We start from the raw sequence: 16,301 nt of genomic DNA, 5'->3' as shown, positions 1-16,301 counted from the left end.
TGGGTGCAATGTTGGTGTCCATGCGAAAGATAACCATCCCGTTGGCGTTGCTGGTATCGGCGTGTGGAACCGGGCAGGATCGGCGGATGCCCGATTCGATTGCGCCGCTTTCCGATCCCATTGTTATCGCGCATCGCGGCGCGAGTGGAGAGCGCCCGGAACATACGCTCGCCGCCTATGAACTGGCGATCGTGGAGGGCGCCGATTTCATCGAACCCGATCTGGTGCCGACGAAGGACGATGTGCTCGTCGCGCGGCACGAGAATGAAATATCGGGGACGACCGATGTTGCCGATCACCCCGAATTCGCATCGCGCCGGACAACCAAGACGATCGACGGCCAGAAGCAGACCGGCTGGTTCGTCGAGGATTTCACGCTCGCCGAGCTGAAGACGTTGCGCGCGAAGGAGCGCCTGCCGGTGCTCCGCCCCGACAACCGCCAATATGACGGCAGGTTCGCGATCCCCACGCTGGCCGAGATCATCGCGCTGGCGAAAGAGCACGATGTCGGCATCTATCCCGAAACGAAGCACCCGGCCTATTTCGCGTCGATCGGCCATCCGACCGACGAATTGCTGGTGCGCCAGTTGCAGGCGGCGGGGTGGAATACGGCGAAAGCGCCGGTGTTCATCCAGTCGTTCGAGGTGAATAATCTGAAGCGCATCCACAAATTGACCGGCATCCGCCTGATTCAGCTTGTCGACAAGGAAGGCGGCCCGGCGGATGGCGCCGCGCCAAGCTATGACGCGATGCTGACGCCAGACGGGCTGCGCGATATCGCGAGCTACGCTTTCGGCATCGGCCCGAACAAGGCGATGCTGTGGGACGGGAAGGTGCCGACCGGGCTGGTCCGCGCCGCCCATGCCGCTGGCCTGCGGGTCCATCCATGGACGTATCGCGCGGAGAATTATTTCCTCCCCTCGGGCTATCGCGACGGGCTCAATCCGCGCGGCCATGGCGATCTCGATGGCGAGATTTCCGCCGCGCTCTATCGCGGGCTGGATGGCTTCTTCACCGATTTTCCCGCGATCGGCGTGGCGGCGCGCAACCGTGCGCGTGAAGCGCGGCACGCGAAATGAGGCGCGGGGTCATGGGCGTGCTCGCGCTTGGCGTGCTTGTCGGCACGGCGGGCTGCGTGCGGACCATCGCCAGCGTCGTCACCGCGCCGGTGCGCGCGACGAGCAAGGTGATCGACTGGAGCACCACCAGCCCATCCGAACGGGATCGGAAATATATGCGCGAGATGCGCAAACGCGAGGAACGCTGCCGCAAGCATCCGGATGAGTGCCCGGCGGATTCGGGATATCGGGCGCCGCCGCAGCGCTAAGCGGAGAATTTCGCCACCCCGTTCGCCCTGAGCTTGTCGAAGGGCTGTCTTTCTTCGTCCGCAGAAAAGGGCAGGGCTTCGACAGGCTCAGCCCGAACGGAAATGGGGAGGAGTTGAATCTGGCCTGGTGCCCGGCGCGGCAAAGCCGCGCCGTCGGTCGGCGCTTTTGGCGCCGCCGGCCGATCTGACCGCGCCGAGGCCGCGCCGCAGCCCTTGGGCTGCGGCTTGGCGCGGTCAGATGTGAATCGGCTTGCCGCGCACGGCCATCGCGGCTTCCTTGATCGCCTCGCTGTGCGTCGGATGCGCGTGGCAGGTGTAGGCGATGTCCTCGCTGGTCGCGCCGAATTCCATCGCCTGCGCGGCCTGCGCGATCATCGTGCCGGCGACGCTGGCGATGCACCACACGCCGAGCACGCGATCGGATTTGGCGTCCGCGATCACCTTCACGAAGCCGTCCGGCTCGTGGTTGGTCTTGGCGCGGCTGTTGGCGAGCATCGGGAATTTGCCGACCTTCACCTCGCCGCGTTCCTTCGCCGCTTCCTCGGTCAGCCCGACGCCGGCGATTTCCGGCCAGGTATAGACGACCGACGGGATCACATCATGGTTCACGATGCCGTGCTGGCCCGCGATATTCTCCGCCACCGCGATGCCCTCGTCCTCCGCCTTGTGCGCGAGCATCGGGCCGGGGATGACATCGCCGATCGCCCACACGCCCGAAACCGCGGTGCGGAAATCGTGATCGGTCTCGATCTGGCCGCGCTGGTTGGTGGCGAGGCCGATCCTGTCGAGCGCAAGGCCATCGGTGTTCGGCTTGCGGCCGATCGACACCAGCACGCAATCCGCCTCGATCGTCGCCGCATCGCCGCCCGCCGCCGGCTCCACCGTCAGCGTCGCCTTGCCGCCATCGACCTTCACGCCCGTAACCTTGGTGCCGAGCTTGAACTCGATGCCCTGCTTGCGGAAGATCTTGTTGGCTTCCTTGCGGACTTCGCCGTCGAAGCCGGGCAGGATCTGGTCGAGGAATTCAACGCAGGTCACCTTCGCGCCGAGCCGTCGCCACACCGAGCCAAGCTCCAGCCCGATCACGCCGCCGCCGATCACCACCATATGCTCGGGCACCTTGGGCAGTTCGAGCGCGCCGGTCGAATCGACCACGACCTTCTGGTCGATCTCCACGCCCGGCAGCGGGGTGACCGACGATCCGGTGGCGATGACGATATTCTTCGCGGTTACCTTCGCCCCGCCGACCGAGACGGTATGCGCATCCTCGAACGAAGCGCGGCCCTTCAGCCAGGTCACCTTGTTCTTCTTGAACAGGAATTCGATGCCGCCGGTAAGCTGCTTCACCGCATCGGTGCGCTGGCCGTGCATCGTGCCGAGATCCAGCTCGGGGGTTACCTTGATGCCCATCTTGGCCATCGAGCCATTGGCCGCGGCATCGAAATATTCCGATGCGTGGAGCATCGCCTTCGACGGGATGCAGCCGACGTTGAGGCAGGTGCCGCCCAGCGTTTCGCGCGATTCGGCGCACGCCGTTTTCAGGCCGAGCTGCGCCGCGCGGATCGCCGCGACATAGCCGCCGGGGCCTGCGCCGATCACCAGCACGTCAAAGTCGAATTCGTCAGCCATGGTCGCTCGCTTTATGGATATGGGCAGTTTAGGCGGGACATAGACCTTGCCCACCGTGAGGCAACCCCCGGCGTGCCCGCTATTTCAGCAACACCAGTTCCTCCGCCATCGTCGGGTGGAGCGCGACGGTTGCGTCGAACTGCGCCTTGGTAAGCCCGGCTTTCACCGCGATCGCCGCCGACTGGATGATTTCCGCGACATCCGGCCCGATCATATGGATGCCGACGACGCGATCGCTGTCGCCATCGCACACCATCTTGTAGAGCGCGCGTTCCTCGCGCCCCGCCAGCACGTTCTTCATCGGGCGGAAATCGGAGGAATAGACCTTTACCGAGCCGAATTTGGCCCGCGCCGCCGCCTCGGTCAGCCCGACGCCCGCGATCGGCGGGTGGCTGAAACAGGCGTTGGGCACGCTATCGTAGTCGACCGATGCGCCGCCCTTGCCGAACAGATTTTCCGCCAGCGCCTGCCCCTCGCGGATCGCGACGGGGGTAAGCTGGATGCGGTTGATGACATCGCCGATCGCGTAGATCGACGGGCAGGCGGTGCGGTTGTCCGCGTCCACCTTCACCGCGCCATGCGCGTCAACTTCGACGCCGGCATTTTCCAGCCCGAGCCCTTCGGTATTGGGCAGGCGGCCCGTGGCATACATCACGCAATCCACCGTCACCGGCTCATGGCCGGACATATGGACGGTGAGGCAGCCGTCATCGCCCTTCACGATCTTCTCGAAATGCGCGTCGAAGCGGAATTCCATCCCCTTGGTGAGGCTGATCTGGAGCAGCCGGTCGCGGATCTGGCGATCGTAGCCGCGCAGGATTTCCTTCGATCGGTTCATCACGATCACATGCGCGCCGAACTGGTGGAAGATGCCCGCGAACTCGTTGGCGATATAGCCGGCGCCCGCGATCAGCACGCGCTTCGGGATCGCCTCCAGATGGAACGCCTCGTTCGAGGTGATGCCATGCTCGTTCCCCGGAAAATCGGGGATATGCGGCCGCGCTCCGGTGGCGATCAGGATCGTCTTCGCGGTCTTCACCGTCCCGTCCGCGAGCGTGATCTCATTGGGGCCGGTGATGGTGGCGCGCTGGTGGATGATCTCCACCGCGTTCGATTCGAGCGTCGTCGTATAGGCGCGGTTGAGCCGGTCGACCTCCGCGAGCACATTCGCCTGCAACGTCTTCCAGTCGAACGCGCAATGCTCCGGCACGTTCCAGCCGAAGCGGCGAGCGTCCTTCAGATCCTCGGCGAAATGCGCGCCATAGACGAGCAGCTTCTTGGGCACACAGCCGCGGATGACGCAGGTGCCGCCGACGCGATATTCCTCCGCCACCGCCACGCGCGCGCCATGCGCCGCCACCACCCGGCTGGCGCGGGTGCCGCCCGATCCGGCGCCGATGGTGAACAGATCATAATCGAAATCGGCCATTCGTTTCTCTCCGCGCGGGTTCCGCCCGCAGATATGGGGGCGAAGCCTCGCGCGGAAGGGCGGAAATGTCGATCACTGTGAAAGGCGGGTGTCAGCCAAGCCCCGCGCGCCGGATCAGATCGTTGGTGGAGGGATCGAAATCGCCGCCGCCCTTCGCCGCGGCCTTGGCCATCTCCTTGCCCAGTTCCACGCCGAACTGGTCGAACGAATTGATGCCCAGCAGCACGCCGTTCACGAACACGCGATGTTCGTAGAAAGCGATGAGCGCGCCCAGCGTCCGCGCGTCGAGCTGATCGAGCAGCAGCGTGGATGATGGCCGGTCGCCGGGATAGGCGCGCGCCGGATCGCCTGGATTAGCCTTGCCCTGCATCAGCGCGGCTCCCTGCGCGAAGGCGTTGAGCAGCAACTGGCGGTGATGCTCCTCCGGCAGCGTGTCGGCCTGTTCGATCACGCACAGGAACTCGACCGGCACGAGATGCGTGCCCTGATGCAGCAACTGGAACACCGCGTGCTGCGCATCGGTGCCCACCCCGCCCCAGGTGATCGCGGCGGTGGGGCAGGAAACGGGCTGGCCGTCCATCGTCACGCCCTTGCCGTTCGATTCCATCTCAAGCTGCTGGAGGTAGCTCGGCAGCAGCCGCAGCCGCTCGTCATAGGCGAAGGGCGCGCGCGTCTCGGCGTGGCGCACCTGCGTGTAATAAAGGTCGGCGAAGGCGGCGAGGGCGGGGGCGTTTTCGTGCAGCGCGGAAAGGCGGAAGTGGCGATCCATTTCCGCGGCCCCCTCCAGCAATTCCTCGAACTGGTCCCAGCCGAGCTTGATCGCCGCCGGAAAGCCGATCGACGACCATAGCGAATAACGCCCGCCCACGCCTTCGCTGAACGGCAGCACGCGGGTTTCGTCGACGCCCCATTCGATCGCCTTGTCGGGGCTGGCGGTCAGCGCGATGACGCGGCCATAAGGGTCTTCCACGCCGTGTTCGATCATCCACGCGATCACGCTTTCGGCGTTCATCATCGTTTCGGTGGTGGTGAAGGTCTTGGAGGCGACGACGAGCAGGGTGGTCGCCGGATCGAAGCGGTCGAACACGTCTTCCAGCGCCATGCCGTCGATGTTCGAGACGATCGCGACATCATAGCGATCCGAATCGCGCCCGAGCGAATCGACCAGCAGATGCGGGCCGAGCGCCGATCCGCCGATCCCGACATGAAGGATGTGGCGCACCGGGCCGAAGGCGTCCGCCTCGATCGCGTCGATCAGCGCCCGCATCCGCGCGTGATAGGCGCGCGCGCGGGCCACGCTTTCGGGATTGCCCTCGCCGCGCTCGGCGGTGTGCTCCACCGGGCGGTCTTCCGTCGCGTTGACATGCGCGCCGCCGAACATCGCCTCGCGCTTGCCGGCGAGGTCGCTCGTTTTCGCAAGCGCCTCGAATGCCGCCACCATCGCGGGCGTGAGATGCGTCTTGGACAGATCGAAGTGGATGCCCGCCACGTCGAGGCTGAACCGCTTCAGCCGGTCGGCATCGTCGGCGAACAATTCCGTCAGTTTCGCCTTCGGCAATGCTTCGATCGTGGACCAGTCCGCCATGTCAATCATCCTGATTTTCGTGCCGTGATAAGGCCGAACCGCCGTTACCGGCAGAGCGTTCCACGCGCCAGCGGCTTGACGCGGGCGCGGGCATAAGCGACGCCCCGCCTTATGGCCGATCAGGATACCCCGCCCGACGATATTCCGCAGCCGATCGGCAAGGCGCCGGCAGGCGCGCCGGTGAAGAAGAAATCGGAAACCGGCGATACGATGCGCTTCCTCGTGAAGCTGGCGATCATCGTGTGGCTGTTTCGCAGTTTCCTGTTCGCGCCTTTCTCAATTCCTTCCGAATCGATGCTGCCGCGCCTGCTGATCGGCGATTATCTGTTCGTCTCGAAATGGAATTACGGCTATTCGCGCTGGTCGCTGCCGTTCGGTTTTCCGCCGATACCGGGGCGGGTGTTCGGCAACGCCCCGGCGCGCGGCGATACGGTGGTATTCCGTGGGCCGCCCGCCAATGACCATGATGTTATCAAGCGCGTGATCGGCCTTCCCGGCGATACGGTGCAGATGCGCGGCGGCGTGCTGATCCTGAACGGCAAGCCCGTGCCCAAGGATCATCTGCCCGATTTCATCGTGCCGCTCACCCCCAATTACGGCGCGGACAAGTGCCAGCCGCAGTTTCAGGATGTGCAGAACGGCAAGCAGATCTGCCGCTATCCGCGCTTCCGCGAAACGCTGCCGGGCGGGCGCTCTTATGAAGTGCTCGATATGGGGCAGACGATCGCGGACGATACCGAGCTGTTCACCGTGCCCGCCGGCCACGTTTTCCTGATGGGCGACAATCGCGACAATTCGGAGGACAGCCGCTTCAGCCAGGCATCGGGCGGCTTCGGCTATGTCCCGATGGAGAATATCGAGGGCAAGGCGGTGGTGATTTTCTGGTCGACCGATGGCTCGGCCAATTGGTTCCTGCCATGGACCTGGATCACCGCGACGCGCTGGAGTCGGATCGGAGGCGGGTTCTGAGCGCGGCGGCAACGGGCGACGATCTGGCCGATTGGCTCGCCGGGGCGCTCGGCCATCGCGCGCCCGATCTCGCCGATTACGAACGCGCGCTGACCCACGGCAGCCGATCAGACGCCAATTACGAGCGGCTGGAGTTCCTGGGCGATCGCGTGCTGGGGCTGGCGATCGCGGAATGGCTCTACGAATGTTTTCCGGGCGAGCCGGAAGGCGCGCTGTCGAAACGCTATAACGCGCTGGTCACCGGCGCGGTCTGCGCGGATGTGGCGCGGGGGCTTGGCGTGCCGGCGCGGCTGCGGCTTGGCAAGCAGGCGCGCGACGATGGCGCGCATGACAGCGACAATGTGCTGGGCGATGTGATGGAGGCGCTGCTCGGCGCGCTCTATCGTGATGCCGGGTTCGATGCCGCGCGCGCCGCGATCCGCCGCTTGTGGGCGGCGCGCATCACCGCCGACGCCGCCGCGCCGCAGCACCCGAAATCCGCGTTGCAGGAATGGGCCGCCGCGCATCAGCGCAAGCCCCCGGTCTATGAGGTGGTCGATCGTTCCGGCCCCGGCCATGCCCCGCGCTTCACGGTGAAGGCGACGATCCCCAAGCTGGCGGAGGCGCTGGCGGAAGGCGGCAGCAAGCAGGAAGCCGAAACCGCCGCCGCGCGGGCGCTGCTGGAAAAGGTGAAGGCGCGATGATCCAGCCTACGCCACCGTTCGCCCTGAGCTTGTCGAAGGGCGATCTGACACAAATATGGAAGTTGAAATGACCCAATCCTGTGGCCTGGTCGCCGTGGTCGGCGCGCCCAATGCGGGCAAGTCCACGCTCGTCAACGCGCTGGTCGGGCAGAAGGTGGCGATCGTCAGCCCCAAGGCGCAGACGACGCGCACCCGGCTGATGGGCGTCGCGATCGAGGGCGATACGCAGTTGCTGCTGGTCGATACGCCCGGCATCTTCGATCCCCGCCGCCGCCTCGATCGCGCGATGGTCGCCGCCGCATGGGGCGGCACGGAAGGGGCGGACGTGCTCGGCTTCGTCGTCGATGCCAAGGGCGGGCTCGCGCCCAAGGTGATCGAGATCGCCGAGCGGCTAGCCGAGCGCAGGGAGCCGCGCTTCCTGATCCTCAACAAGGTTGATCTGGCGGATAAGCCGCGGCTGCTGCTCCATGCCGAAAAGCTCAACGCGCTCGTGCCGTTCGTGGAGACGTTCTTCATCAGCGCATCGACCGGCGATGGCGTGCCCGAGCTGAAGCGCGCGCTGGCCCGCGCGATGCCGAAGGGGCCGTGGCATTATCCCGAGGATCAGGTTTCCGATGCCACCGAGCGCGCGATGGCGGCGGAGGTGACGCGCGAACAACTCTATCTCCAGCTTCACGCCGAGCTGCCCTATGCCAGCACGATCGAGACCGAAAAGTTCGTCGAGCGGGAGGACGGATCGGCGGAGATCCACCAGCAGATCCTCGTCGAGCGCGCGACGCAGCGTGCGATCGTGCTGGGCAAGGGCGGCGCCCGCATCCGCGAGATCGGGGCGAAGGCGCGTGCCGAACTGGCCGTGCTGCTCGATCGCCCCGTCCACCTCTATCTCCACGTCAAGGTGAAGCCGGGCTGGGACGAGGATCGTGGCGTCTATCGCGATATCGGGCTGGACTGGGTGGACTAGGGTTCAAACTCAATCAGAACAGCGCCGTGACGGAGCGGATTGTGGTGTCAGGCAAGGAGCTAAGGAGGGAGCGATGCTCAAGCATCGTGACCGACGCAGCGACGCCGCATGGCGCCACAAGCCGCCCGCCCCGAAGGGGTCGCGCGGAGAAGCCCGCTGGTCGGCGTCGCTTGCTTGCGCGTAGCGAAAGCTACGCGACTGCGCTGCGCTTCTTGCCAGCGGGCTTCTCCGCGCGATCACGGCGCTGTTCTGATTGAGTTTGAACCCTGAGGCGCGAGCATCTCCGCCACCCATGCCGTCACCAGCGCGGATGCCGGGCCATGGCGGGTCTCGCCGAACCACGCGCTCCCCGCTGACGGCTCCAGATTGAGTTCCAGCGTCGCCGCGCCGTGATGGCGCGCGGTCTGGACGAAGCCCGCCGCCGGATAGACCGCGCCCGAGGTGCCGATCGAGACGAACAGATCGCACGCCGCCAGCGCGCGCTCGATCCTGTCCATGTGATACGGCATCTCGCCGAAGAACACGATGTCGGGCCGCAATGCCGGCGCGGCGCAGGCGGCGCAGCGGGTGCCGGGCGGCAGCGTTCCCGGCCAGTCGATGCGCATGTCGCAGGCGGCGCACAGGGCCGAGTTCAACTCGCCGTGCATGTGGAGCATCCGCTGCGTGCCCGCGCGTTCGTGCAGATCATCGACATTCTGCGTGACGATCAGCAGCCCGCCCAGCCATTCGCGATCGAGCCGCGCCAGCGCATCGTGCGCCGCATTGGGCCGAACGCTGCCAAGCGCGGCGCGGCGCTCGTCATAGAAACGATGCACCAGCGCCGCATCGCGCGCCAGCGCCTCGGGGGTGCAGACATCCTCGACCCGGTGCCCCTCCCACAGCCCGCCCGGCCCGCGAAAGGTGGCAAGGCCGCTCTCCGCCGAAACGCCGGCGCCGGTGAGGATGACGATATTGTCCATCGCCCCTTCCTATCCGTTTTGGCATGGAATGCGGATACGAAAAGGGCGACCCCGTCGCCGGAGCCGCCCTTTCGCTTGCCCGATGGGCCGGATCAGCGCGAGTAGAACTCGACAACCAGGTTCGGCTCCATCTTCACCGGATAGGGCACTTCGTCGAGCGCCGGCACGCGGATGAACGTCACCTTGGCGTTGCCGTCCTGCGCGACGTAATCGGGAACTTCGCGCTCGGCGAGGGCCTGTGCTTCCATCACCAGCGCCATTTCCTGCGCCTTCTTGCCCAGCGTGATCTCGTCGTTGAGCGAGACGCGGCGCGACGCGATGTTGCACTTCACGCCGTTCACGTAAACGTGGCCGTGGCTGACGAGCTGGCGCGCGGCGAAGATCGTCGGCGCGAACTTGGCGCGATAGACGATCATGTCGAGGCGGCGCTCGAGCAGGCCGATCAGGTTCTGCGAGGTATCGCCCTTCATCCGGGCGGCTTCGTCATAGCACTGGCGGAACTGCTTTTCCGTCACATCGCCATAATAGCCCTTGAGCTTCTGCTTGGCGCGGAGCTGGATGCCGTAATCGGACATCTTGCCCTTGCGGCGCTGGCCGTGCTGGCCGGGGCCGTATTCGCGCTTGTTGACCGGGCTCTTGGGGCGACCCCAGATGTTTTCGCCCATCCGGCGGTCGAGTTTGTACTTGGCGCTGTTGCGCTTCGACATGATCTTTCCTTCATTCTGCGAACGACGTTGTTCCCGGTATCGCTCTGCCGTTTCACAGAAAGGAAACGCAGGGCCACCGCTTCACCGGGGATACGGGGCCGAATTGCGAAGGCGCGCGACTACGCTCGTGCGGCGGAGGAGTCAAGTTTGGCGGCGCCGCTGGACAGCGGGGGCTTCGCCCGGCACAGCGCGCGCCATGACTATCCTTTCCGGATCGCAATGCGCCACCATGGCCGAAGTGCGCGCGGGCGTCGATCAGGTCGATCGAGAGCTTGTCGCGCTGCTGCGCCGCCGTTTCGACTATATGGATGCCGCCGCACGGATAAAGGCCGAGCGCGGCGCGGTGCGCGATGAGCCGCGCAAGGCGCAGGTGATCGCCAACGCCCGCGCCACCGCCATCGCCGCCGGGCTGCCGGGGGATGAGATCGCCGCGCTGTGGGATGCGCTGGTCGAGGCGTCGATCGCCTATGAACTGAAGGCGTTCGACCGGCGCTAACGGCTCTTTAGTATGCGTGGCTGCATGAGCGATCCCCGGAAAGGATTCGCCCGACGATGCAGCGCCTGCCCCTGATCTTGCCCAACCCGCCGCGCATGGCGGAATATCAAGCCGCGGTGGAACGGATCGAAGCATCCGGCATCTACAGCAATTTCGGCCCCGAGGCGCGTCGCTTCGAGGAAGCCGCGACCGCGCGATTGTTCGGCGGGCATGGCGCGTGCCTCACGGTTGCCAATGCCACGCTCGCGCTGATCCTCGCGCTCAAGGATGCGGTGGGGGAGGGGCGGGGCCGTTATGCGCTGATGCCCGCGATGACCTTCGCCGCCACCGCGCAGGCGGCGTGGTGGGCGGGGCTGACGCCGTTGATATGCGATATTGATCCAGTCGACTGGACGGCGTGCGCAGCGGCGGAGGAGCGGCTGCTGCATCAGCACGGCGATCGCATCGCGGCGCTGGTGCCTTATGCCGCGTTCGGTCGCGCGATCGACCTCGATCGCTATTCATGGCTGTCGAAACGCCATGACGTGAAGGTGGTGGTCGACGCCGCCGCCTCGCTCGGCACCACCGATGCGGCGGGCAACGGCTTTGGCAGCGATGCGCCTTTCCCGGTGATATTCTCGATGCACGCGACCAAGCCCTTCGCGGTGGCGGAGGGCGCGCTGATCCATTGCGGGGATCGCGACACGATCGAGCGGCTGCGCGCGATGGCGAATTTCGGCTTCGCGGGCGCGCGCAGCGCCAGCGTGCCCGGCCTCAACGCCAAACTGCCAGAGGTGCTCGCCGCGATCGCGAACGCCAAGCTGGAGACGTTCGAGGAAACCTGCGTCGCGCGCGAACAATTGGCCGCCGCCTATCGCGCGGCGATCGGCGGGCGTTATGCGATCCAGCCCGCGCCGGTGGGGCGGCAGGCGCTCGGCTTCTTCCAGCTCCTGTTGCCGCCGGGCACCGATCGCGCGCGTGTCGCCGCCGCGCTGGATGCGGACGGGATCGGCAGCGGCGCCTATTTCAGCCCGCATATCGGCCAGCAGCCATGGGTGCGGCAGGTGGCGATGATCGAGCCGACCCCGGTGGCGGACGACGTTGCCGCGCGCATCCTCTCGCTGCCGCTCAGCGATACGATGACGGCCACCGATGTCGCGCGCGTGATCGCCTCGCTCGATCGCGCCTGTGCAGCGCCGCATATCGTCGCCTCGACGGAGCCGTCGCGGATCGCGGAGACGCTGGTGGTCGGCGGCGGCCCGGCGGGCACCGCGTTGCTCACCGCCGCCAGCAAGCAGGGCCTGCTCGCGGCGCTCGCGCCGGGACTGGTGGTGGTCGAGCGCGATCTGGCGATCGGCGGCGGGCAGCTCGGGCGCTACGCGATCACCTCGGATTCGACCGCGCAGACCTTCCTCACCGCCGTCACCGACAATCATTATCCCGAGATCGCGGCACTTGCCGATCATCCGGCGGCGCGGGCGGTTGACGGCTATCGCGACGCGCTGGGAGTGCCGCTCGCCGAGGTCGGTCCGCTGCTCCGCGCGACGGGGGACCGGCTGCACCATCTCGTCACCGAACACGGCGGCACGGTGCTTACCGGCCATGAGGTGCTCGCGATCCGGCGTGATGGCGACGGCCTGTGGCGCGCGACGCTCCGCTGCGTGGCGACGGGGACCGAGCGAGAGCAGGTCGCGCGCAACGTGGTGATCGCGACCGGCGGGCATCAGCCGCTCGACCGGCTGGTCGCGCAGCGCGTCGCGGGCGCGTCATTGCCCGATCTGGCGCGCCACCGGCTGGTCCAGTCCGATGACGTGCTGACGATCGGCGGGTTCGAGAAGGTCGCCGATCTGCTCGGCAACACGCGCGCGCCGCGCATCGCGGTGATCGGCGGATCGACCAGCGCGCTCGCCACCGTCGCGCTGCTGCTGAAGCGCCAGCCCGCGCTGCCGCTTGGCGCGGGCGGCATCACCCTGTTGCACCGGCGCCCGCTGCGCCCCTTTTATCATTCGGTCGAAGCGGCGGCGGCGGAGGGGTTCGACGATTTCGGGGCGGGGGATATCTGCCCGGTATCGGGCTTCGTCTATCGCCTCGCCGGGTTCCGGCTGGAGGCGCGCGAACTGGTGCTGCGGATGCTGCGCGTCGACGGGCGCGAGCCTGATCCGCGCGTCGCGCTCCACCGTATCGGCGATGACGAGGCGCGCGCGCGCGAAGTGATCGCCGGCGCCGATCTGGTGATCGCGGCGCTCGGCTATCGCCCGCGCGCGCTGCCGATCGAGCAGGTCGATGGCACGCCGCTGCCGCTCGCGGCGGAGGATGGGCGCGCGATGGTCGATCGCCACTGCCGCGTCGTCGATGCCGCCGGCTGCGCGGTGCCGGGGCTGTACGGCATCGGGCTGGCGGCGGGATTCGTGCCATGGGGCAGGCTGGGCGGCGAGGCCAGCTTCGCCGGCCAGGCCAACGGCCTGTGGCTGTGGCAGAATGACGTTGGCATGATGATCGTCGAGCAATTGCTGGCGAGCCGCGGGCGCCGCGCGGCGTGAACGCGCCGACCGTCAGCGTCGTCATGGCGGCGTATAACGGCGCCGCGCTGATCGGCGAGACGCTGGAAAGCCTTGCCGTTCAGACGATGGGCGATTTCGAGGCGATCGTGGTCGACGATCGTTCGACCGATGATACGCTGGCGGTGCTGCGCGGCTGGCCGGATCAACGCGTCCGCGTCATCGCGCTGGAGGAGAACGGCGGCCCGGTCCGCGCGCGCAACCGCGCCTTCGCGGAGGCGCGCGGGCGCTATATCGCCGGGCTGGATCAGGACGATCTGTGCCGCCCGGAGCGGTTCGCCCGGCAGGTCGCCTATCTCGATGCCAATCCCGATGTGGCGCTGATCGGCAGCGATACCGCGGTGCTGAGCGATGGCGTGATCCGCCCGCCGCGCCATCCGGCGAACACCACGCCGCGCCTCACCGAATGGCTGCTCCGGATCGAAAATCCGCTGGTATGGTCATCGGTGATGGTCCGCGGCGATGTCGCGCGCGGGCTGGCGCCGTTCACCCGCCCCGAATTGCTCTATGCGGAGGATTTCGATCTCTATCACCGTATCGCCCGGCTTGGCCGCGTGGCGCGGGTCGATGCGGATCTGCTGATCTATCGCCAGCATTCGGGCGGCGCCTCGCAACGCTATGTGACGACCATGACGGAGAGCGCGACGCGCGTGCTGGCGGAGGCTTATGCCGATGTGCTGGGGGATGAGGCGGGGGAGGCCGCCGCGCTGGTGGCGCGCAATCTGATGGGCCGCGCGCCGCCGCCGGATCGCGCGACGCTGCGCCGGCTGGGCGAGGTGATGGTCACGCTGCAGGAGGATTTTTTCGCCAGCCACGCGTGCGTGGCGCATGACGTGCGGCTGATCCGCTGGGAAACCGCGCGGCGCTGGGCGGCGGTGGCGCGCGCCGGGCTGCGCGCCGGTACGCTGACATTGGGCGACGCGCTCGCGGTGCGCCCGCCGCATATGGGGCTGGGCTATGCCGGGTTCGAGGAACTGATCGTCGCGCGGCTCATCGGCGGCACGCGAAAGCTGCGTCAGACCTTCGCGGCGTAGATCATCCGCCCCGGCCCAAGCCGCTCGAACACTTCCGCCAGTTCCCGCTCGCCCACCGCGAAACACCCTTGGCTGCGCCCGAGCATCCCGCGCGTGCTGACCATGTCGCGATTGGCATACCATGCGCCATGGACGACGATCGCGCGGGCGAGCGCATTGTCGTTGGTCGGATCAAGCCCGATCAGCCGCTGCGAGCGGCCATGCTTGCCGACATAATAATCGGATGCGAGGAAGGCGCCTTCCGACGAGGCGTTGGAGCCGTTCTGGTTGGAAAAGCGGTGCAGGAAGCCGGTATGCGCCGGATCGGACCCGCTGCCATGTGCGACGAGCCGGGAAACGCTCGCGCCGCTCGCCAAGTCGATGAAATGGAAGCGCGGCTCAGCCGAGGGCGCGGCGAAATCGACGATCGCCATCCGATCGCGCTGCAAGCGGCTGCCGTGGCGCTCCAGCGCGGCCAGCGCGCGGCGCATCAATTCGGGGTTGATCGCGCGCGGCGGGGAGAGCGGCACCGCGGGCAGCGACGCGGCGCCCGCGGCCCTGGGCAGCATCGCGCCGGCGAGGATCAGCCCCCCCGCTTTCAGCAATCCGCGACGTGTTGGCGTCGCGCGGTCAATCACGCTCATCGGTCGGTAAAATCTCCACACCCGCTGCGATCGTTATAATGGCGATTTTTTACGATTTCATCACCCCGCCGGCTCGATCCGGCCTGTCATTTGCTTGATCCGTCGCGCCTTCGGCTCTTTCCTTTTCATTTCGGCGTCGCGAAACTGGCGTGAAATATATGGAGGGGAATCGCGATGCGCTCACCGATCTGCGCCATGCTGGGGATTGATTTTCCGCTGCTCGCCTTCAGCCATTGCCGCGATGTGGTGGCCGCCGTCAGCCGCGCTGGCGGGTTCGGCGTGCTGGGCGCGACGGCGCATACGCTGGAAAGCCTTGAGGCGGAGCTGGCGTGGATCGACGCGCATGTCGATGGCAAGCCCTATGGCCTCGACGTGCTGATCCCGGAAAATCTCGTCACCGGCGGGGCGAAGGGCATCACGCGCGCCTCGCTGGCGCAGCAGGTGCCGGAGCGGCACCGCGCCTTCGTCCGCGATCTCGCCGGGCGGCACCATGTCTCGCTGCCGGAGGAACGCGCGGACAACGATGCCCCCGCGCCGTTCGATCCCAATGTCGCGCTGGAGATGCTGGAAATCGCCTTCCGCCATCCGATCAGGCTGATCGCCAACGCGCTCGGCGTGCCGCCCAAGGCGATGATCGAGATGGGGCGGGCGCATAATGTGCCCGTCGCCGCGCTGGTCGGCGCGAAGGAACATGCGCTGCGGCAGGTCGCCGCCGGGGTCGATATCGTCGTCGCGCAGGGTGGCGAGGCGGGCGGCCATTGCGGCGAGGTGTCGACGATGGTGCTGATCCCCGAGGTGGTTCGCGCGCTGGAGCAGGCCGGCCATGGGAACGTCCCCGTCCTCGCGGCGGGCGGGATCATGACCGGCGGGCAAATGGCGGCGGCGATGGCGATGGGCGCTGCCGGGGCATGGACCGGATCGGTATGGCTCGCGACGCCCGAAAGCGAATGTTCGGATGTGTTTCGCGAAAAGATGGTCGCGGCCACCTCGCGCGATACGGTCCGCTCGAAAAGCCGCACGGGCAAGCCCTCGCGCCAGCTCCGCTCGGCGTGGACCGATGCGTGGGAAGCGCCGGATTCGCCCGGCGCGCTGCCGATGCCGTTCCAGTCGCTCATCAGCGAGCCCGCGATCCGCGCCGCGACCCGCATGGCGGAACAGGGCGATGCGGCGGCGCGCGAGATGGTGACCTATTTCGTCGGGCAGGGCGTCGGCCTCGTCGATCAGGTGCGCGGCGCGGGGCAGGTGGTGCAGGATTTCAAGGTGGAATTCGCCGAGGCGCTCGAACGGATGACCGGGCTGATGGCGGAATAGCGCCGCGATCCGGGCGGGCACGGGCGCGTCAGAAAAAATTCGCTTTGCACA

At 67.0% G+C, this 16,301-nt stretch carries 15 protein-coding genes; 9 read left to right on the top strand and 6 right to left on the bottom strand.

The features are described from left to right. Window positions 1–86: 86 nt before the first annotated feature. Window positions 87–1,079, top strand: coding sequence for a glycerophosphodiester phosphodiesterase (locus tag Q0316_RS16435; RefSeq protein ID WP_298674383.1), 993 nt, complete (start codon window positions 87–89; stop codon window positions 1,077–1,079). Beyond that, complete coding sequence (locus Q0316_RS16430) at window positions 1,076–1,327, top strand: hypothetical protein (RefSeq protein WP_298674382.1); 252 nt, start codon at window positions 1,076–1,078, stop codon at window positions 1,325–1,327. Before Q0316_RS16435 ends, Q0316_RS16430 begins: the two co-directional genes overlap by 4 nt. A 234-nt stretch (window positions 1,328–1,561) precedes the next feature. Here the strand turns inward: Q0316_RS16430 and lpdA are convergent, their stop codons facing one another. From lpdA to pgi, 3 genes are all read right to left on the bottom strand, one after another. After that, the gene (gene lpdA, locus Q0316_RS16425) at window positions 1,562–2,956 is read right to left on the bottom strand and encodes a dihydrolipoyl dehydrogenase (RefSeq protein WP_298674381.1); all 1,395 of its coding nucleotides are present in this window, start codon (window positions 2,954–2,956) and stop codon (window positions 1,562–1,564) included. 79 nt (window positions 2,957–3,035) lie between these two features. Next, window positions 3,036–4,385, bottom strand: coding sequence for a glutathione-disulfide reductase (gene gorA, locus Q0316_RS16420; protein ID WP_298674380.1), 1,350 nt, complete (start codon window positions 4,383–4,385; stop codon window positions 3,036–3,038). A 91-nt stretch (window positions 4,386–4,476) separates the two neighbouring features. After that, window positions 4,477–5,970 (bottom strand): glucose-6-phosphate isomerase, encoded by a 1,494-nt coding sequence (gene pgi, locus Q0316_RS16415; RefSeq protein WP_298674379.1) that lies wholly within the window; start codon window positions 5,968–5,970, stop codon window positions 4,477–4,479. Between the two features lie 111 nt (window positions 5,971–6,081). Between pgi and lepB the strand changes: the two genes are divergently transcribed. From lepB to era, 3 genes are all read left to right on the top strand, one after another. Further along, window positions 6,082–6,939: a signal peptidase I gene (gene lepB / locus Q0316_RS16410; protein WP_298674378.1), complete on the top strand. Its 858-nt coding sequence runs from the start codon at window positions 6,082–6,084 to the stop codon at window positions 6,937–6,939. After that, window positions 6,894–7,622 (top strand): ribonuclease III, encoded by a 729-nt coding sequence (gene rnc, locus Q0316_RS16405; protein WP_298674446.1) that lies wholly within the window; start codon window positions 6,894–6,896, stop codon window positions 7,620–7,622. Before lepB ends, rnc begins: the two co-directional genes overlap by 46 nt. Window positions 7,623–7,689: 67 nt before the next feature. Beyond that, window positions 7,690–8,583 (top strand): GTPase Era, encoded by an 894-nt coding sequence (era, locus tag Q0316_RS16400; RefSeq protein WP_298674377.1) that lies wholly within the window; start codon window positions 7,690–7,692, stop codon window positions 8,581–8,583. Between the two features lie 236 nt (window positions 8,584–8,819). Here era and Q0316_RS16395 read toward each other — a convergent pair whose 3' ends face one another. Both Q0316_RS16395 and rpsD read right to left on the bottom strand, forming a co-directional pair. Next, window positions 8,820–9,542, bottom strand: coding sequence for an NAD-dependent deacylase (locus Q0316_RS16395; protein ID WP_298674376.1), 723 nt, complete (start codon window positions 9,540–9,542; stop codon window positions 8,820–8,822). Between the two features lie 92 nt (window positions 9,543–9,634). After that, a complete protein-coding gene (rpsD, locus tag Q0316_RS16390; protein WP_298674375.1) occupies window positions 9,635–10,249 on the bottom strand; it encodes a 30S ribosomal protein S4 in 615 nt (204 codons plus the stop codon). A gap of 196 nt (window positions 10,250–10,445) precedes the next feature. On the opposite strand from rpsD, the gene Q0316_RS16385 reads away from it, so the two are divergent. Genes Q0316_RS16385 through Q0316_RS16375 form a run of 3 tightly spaced genes read left to right on the top strand, consistent with a single transcriptional unit; the run spans window position 10,446 to window position 14,316 of the window. After that, complete coding sequence (locus Q0316_RS16385) at window positions 10,446–10,745, top strand: chorismate mutase (RefSeq protein ID WP_298674374.1); 300 nt, start codon at window positions 10,446–10,448, stop codon at window positions 10,743–10,745. Between the two features lie 56 nt (window positions 10,746–10,801). After that, entirely contained in the window at window positions 10,802–13,264 is a 2,463-nt protein-coding gene (locus Q0316_RS16380) for a DegT/DnrJ/EryC1/StrS family aminotransferase (RefSeq protein WP_298674373.1), read from the top strand. Continuing rightward, window positions 13,261–14,316: a glycosyltransferase family 2 protein gene (locus Q0316_RS16375; RefSeq protein ID WP_298674372.1), complete on the top strand. Its 1,056-nt coding sequence runs from the start codon at window positions 13,261–13,263 to the stop codon at window positions 14,314–14,316. The genes Q0316_RS16380 and Q0316_RS16375 overlap by 4 nt, the downstream gene beginning before the upstream one ends. On the opposite strand, the gene Q0316_RS16370 is transcribed toward Q0316_RS16375, so the two are convergent. Beyond that, on the bottom strand, window positions 14,298–14,939 hold the full coding sequence (locus tag Q0316_RS16370) for a murein L,D-transpeptidase catalytic domain family protein (protein WP_298674371.1): 642 nt from the start codon (window positions 14,937–14,939) through the stop codon (window positions 14,298–14,300). The genes Q0316_RS16375 and Q0316_RS16370 overlap by 19 nt on opposite strands. A 174-nt stretch (window positions 14,940–15,113) precedes the next feature. On the opposite strand from Q0316_RS16370, the gene Q0316_RS16365 reads away from it, so the two are divergent. Then, window positions 15,114–16,250 carry a nitronate monooxygenase family protein gene (locus Q0316_RS16365; protein WP_298674370.1) on the top strand — a complete coding sequence of 379 codons (1,137 nt, stop codon included), beginning with the start codon at window positions 15,114–15,116 and terminating at the stop codon, window positions 16,248–16,250. Window positions 16,251–16,301 lie beyond the last annotated feature (51 nt).

The sequence above is a fragment of the uncultured Sphingomonas sp. genome, from assembly GCF_937871615.1.
Lineage (GTDB): Bacteria > Pseudomonadota > Alphaproteobacteria > Sphingomonadales > Sphingomonadaceae > Sphingomonas.
The sequence above is the reverse complement of the archived record's forward strand: the minus strand, read 5'-3'. Positions and strand labels throughout refer to the sequence as shown.

What these genes read in the sequence shown, in the direction of transcription:
- rpsD (WP_298674375.1), bottom strand. Translation starts at nt 10,249, where the DNA reads ATGTCGAAGCGCAACAGCGCCAAGTACAAACTCGACCGCCGGATGGGC.
- Q0316_RS16430 (WP_298674382.1), top strand. Translation starts at nt 1,076, where the DNA reads ATGAGGCGCGGGGTCATGGGCGTGCTCGCGCTTGGCGTGCTTGTCGGC.
- Q0316_RS16370 (WP_298674371.1), bottom strand. Translation starts at nt 14,939, where the DNA reads ATGAGCGTGATTGACCGCGCGACGCCAACACGTCGCGGATTGCTGAAA.
- Q0316_RS16395 (WP_298674376.1), bottom strand. Translation starts at nt 9,542, where the DNA reads ATGGACAATATCGTCATCCTCACCGGCGCCGGCGTTTCGGCGGAGAGC.
- lepB (WP_298674378.1), top strand. Translation starts at nt 6,082, where the DNA reads ATGGCCGATCAGGATACCCCGCCCGACGATATTCCGCAGCCGATCGGC.
- pgi (WP_298674379.1), bottom strand. Translation starts at nt 5,970, where the DNA reads ATGGCGGACTGGTCCACGATCGAAGCATTGCCGAAGGCGAAACTGACG.
- gorA (WP_298674380.1), bottom strand. Translation starts at nt 4,385, where the DNA reads ATGGCCGATTTCGATTATGATCTGTTCACCATCGGCGCCGGATCGGGC.
- lpdA (WP_298674381.1), bottom strand. Translation starts at nt 2,956, where the DNA reads ATGGCTGACGAATTCGACTTTGACGTGCTGGTGATCGGCGCAGGCCCC.
- Q0316_RS16435 (WP_298674383.1), top strand. Translation starts at nt 87, where the DNA reads ATGCCCGATTCGATTGCGCCGCTTTCCGATCCCATTGTTATCGCGCAT.
- era (WP_298674377.1), top strand. Translation starts at nt 7,690, where the DNA reads ATGACCCAATCCTGTGGCCTGGTCGCCGTGGTCGGCGCGCCCAATGCG.
- Q0316_RS16380 (WP_298674373.1), top strand. Translation starts at nt 10,802, where the DNA reads ATGCAGCGCCTGCCCCTGATCTTGCCCAACCCGCCGCGCATGGCGGAA.
- Q0316_RS16365 (WP_298674370.1), top strand. Translation starts at nt 15,114, where the DNA reads ATGCGCTCACCGATCTGCGCCATGCTGGGGATTGATTTTCCGCTGCTC.
- Q0316_RS16385 (WP_298674374.1), top strand. Translation starts at nt 10,446, where the DNA reads ATGACTATCCTTTCCGGATCGCAATGCGCCACCATGGCCGAAGTGCGC.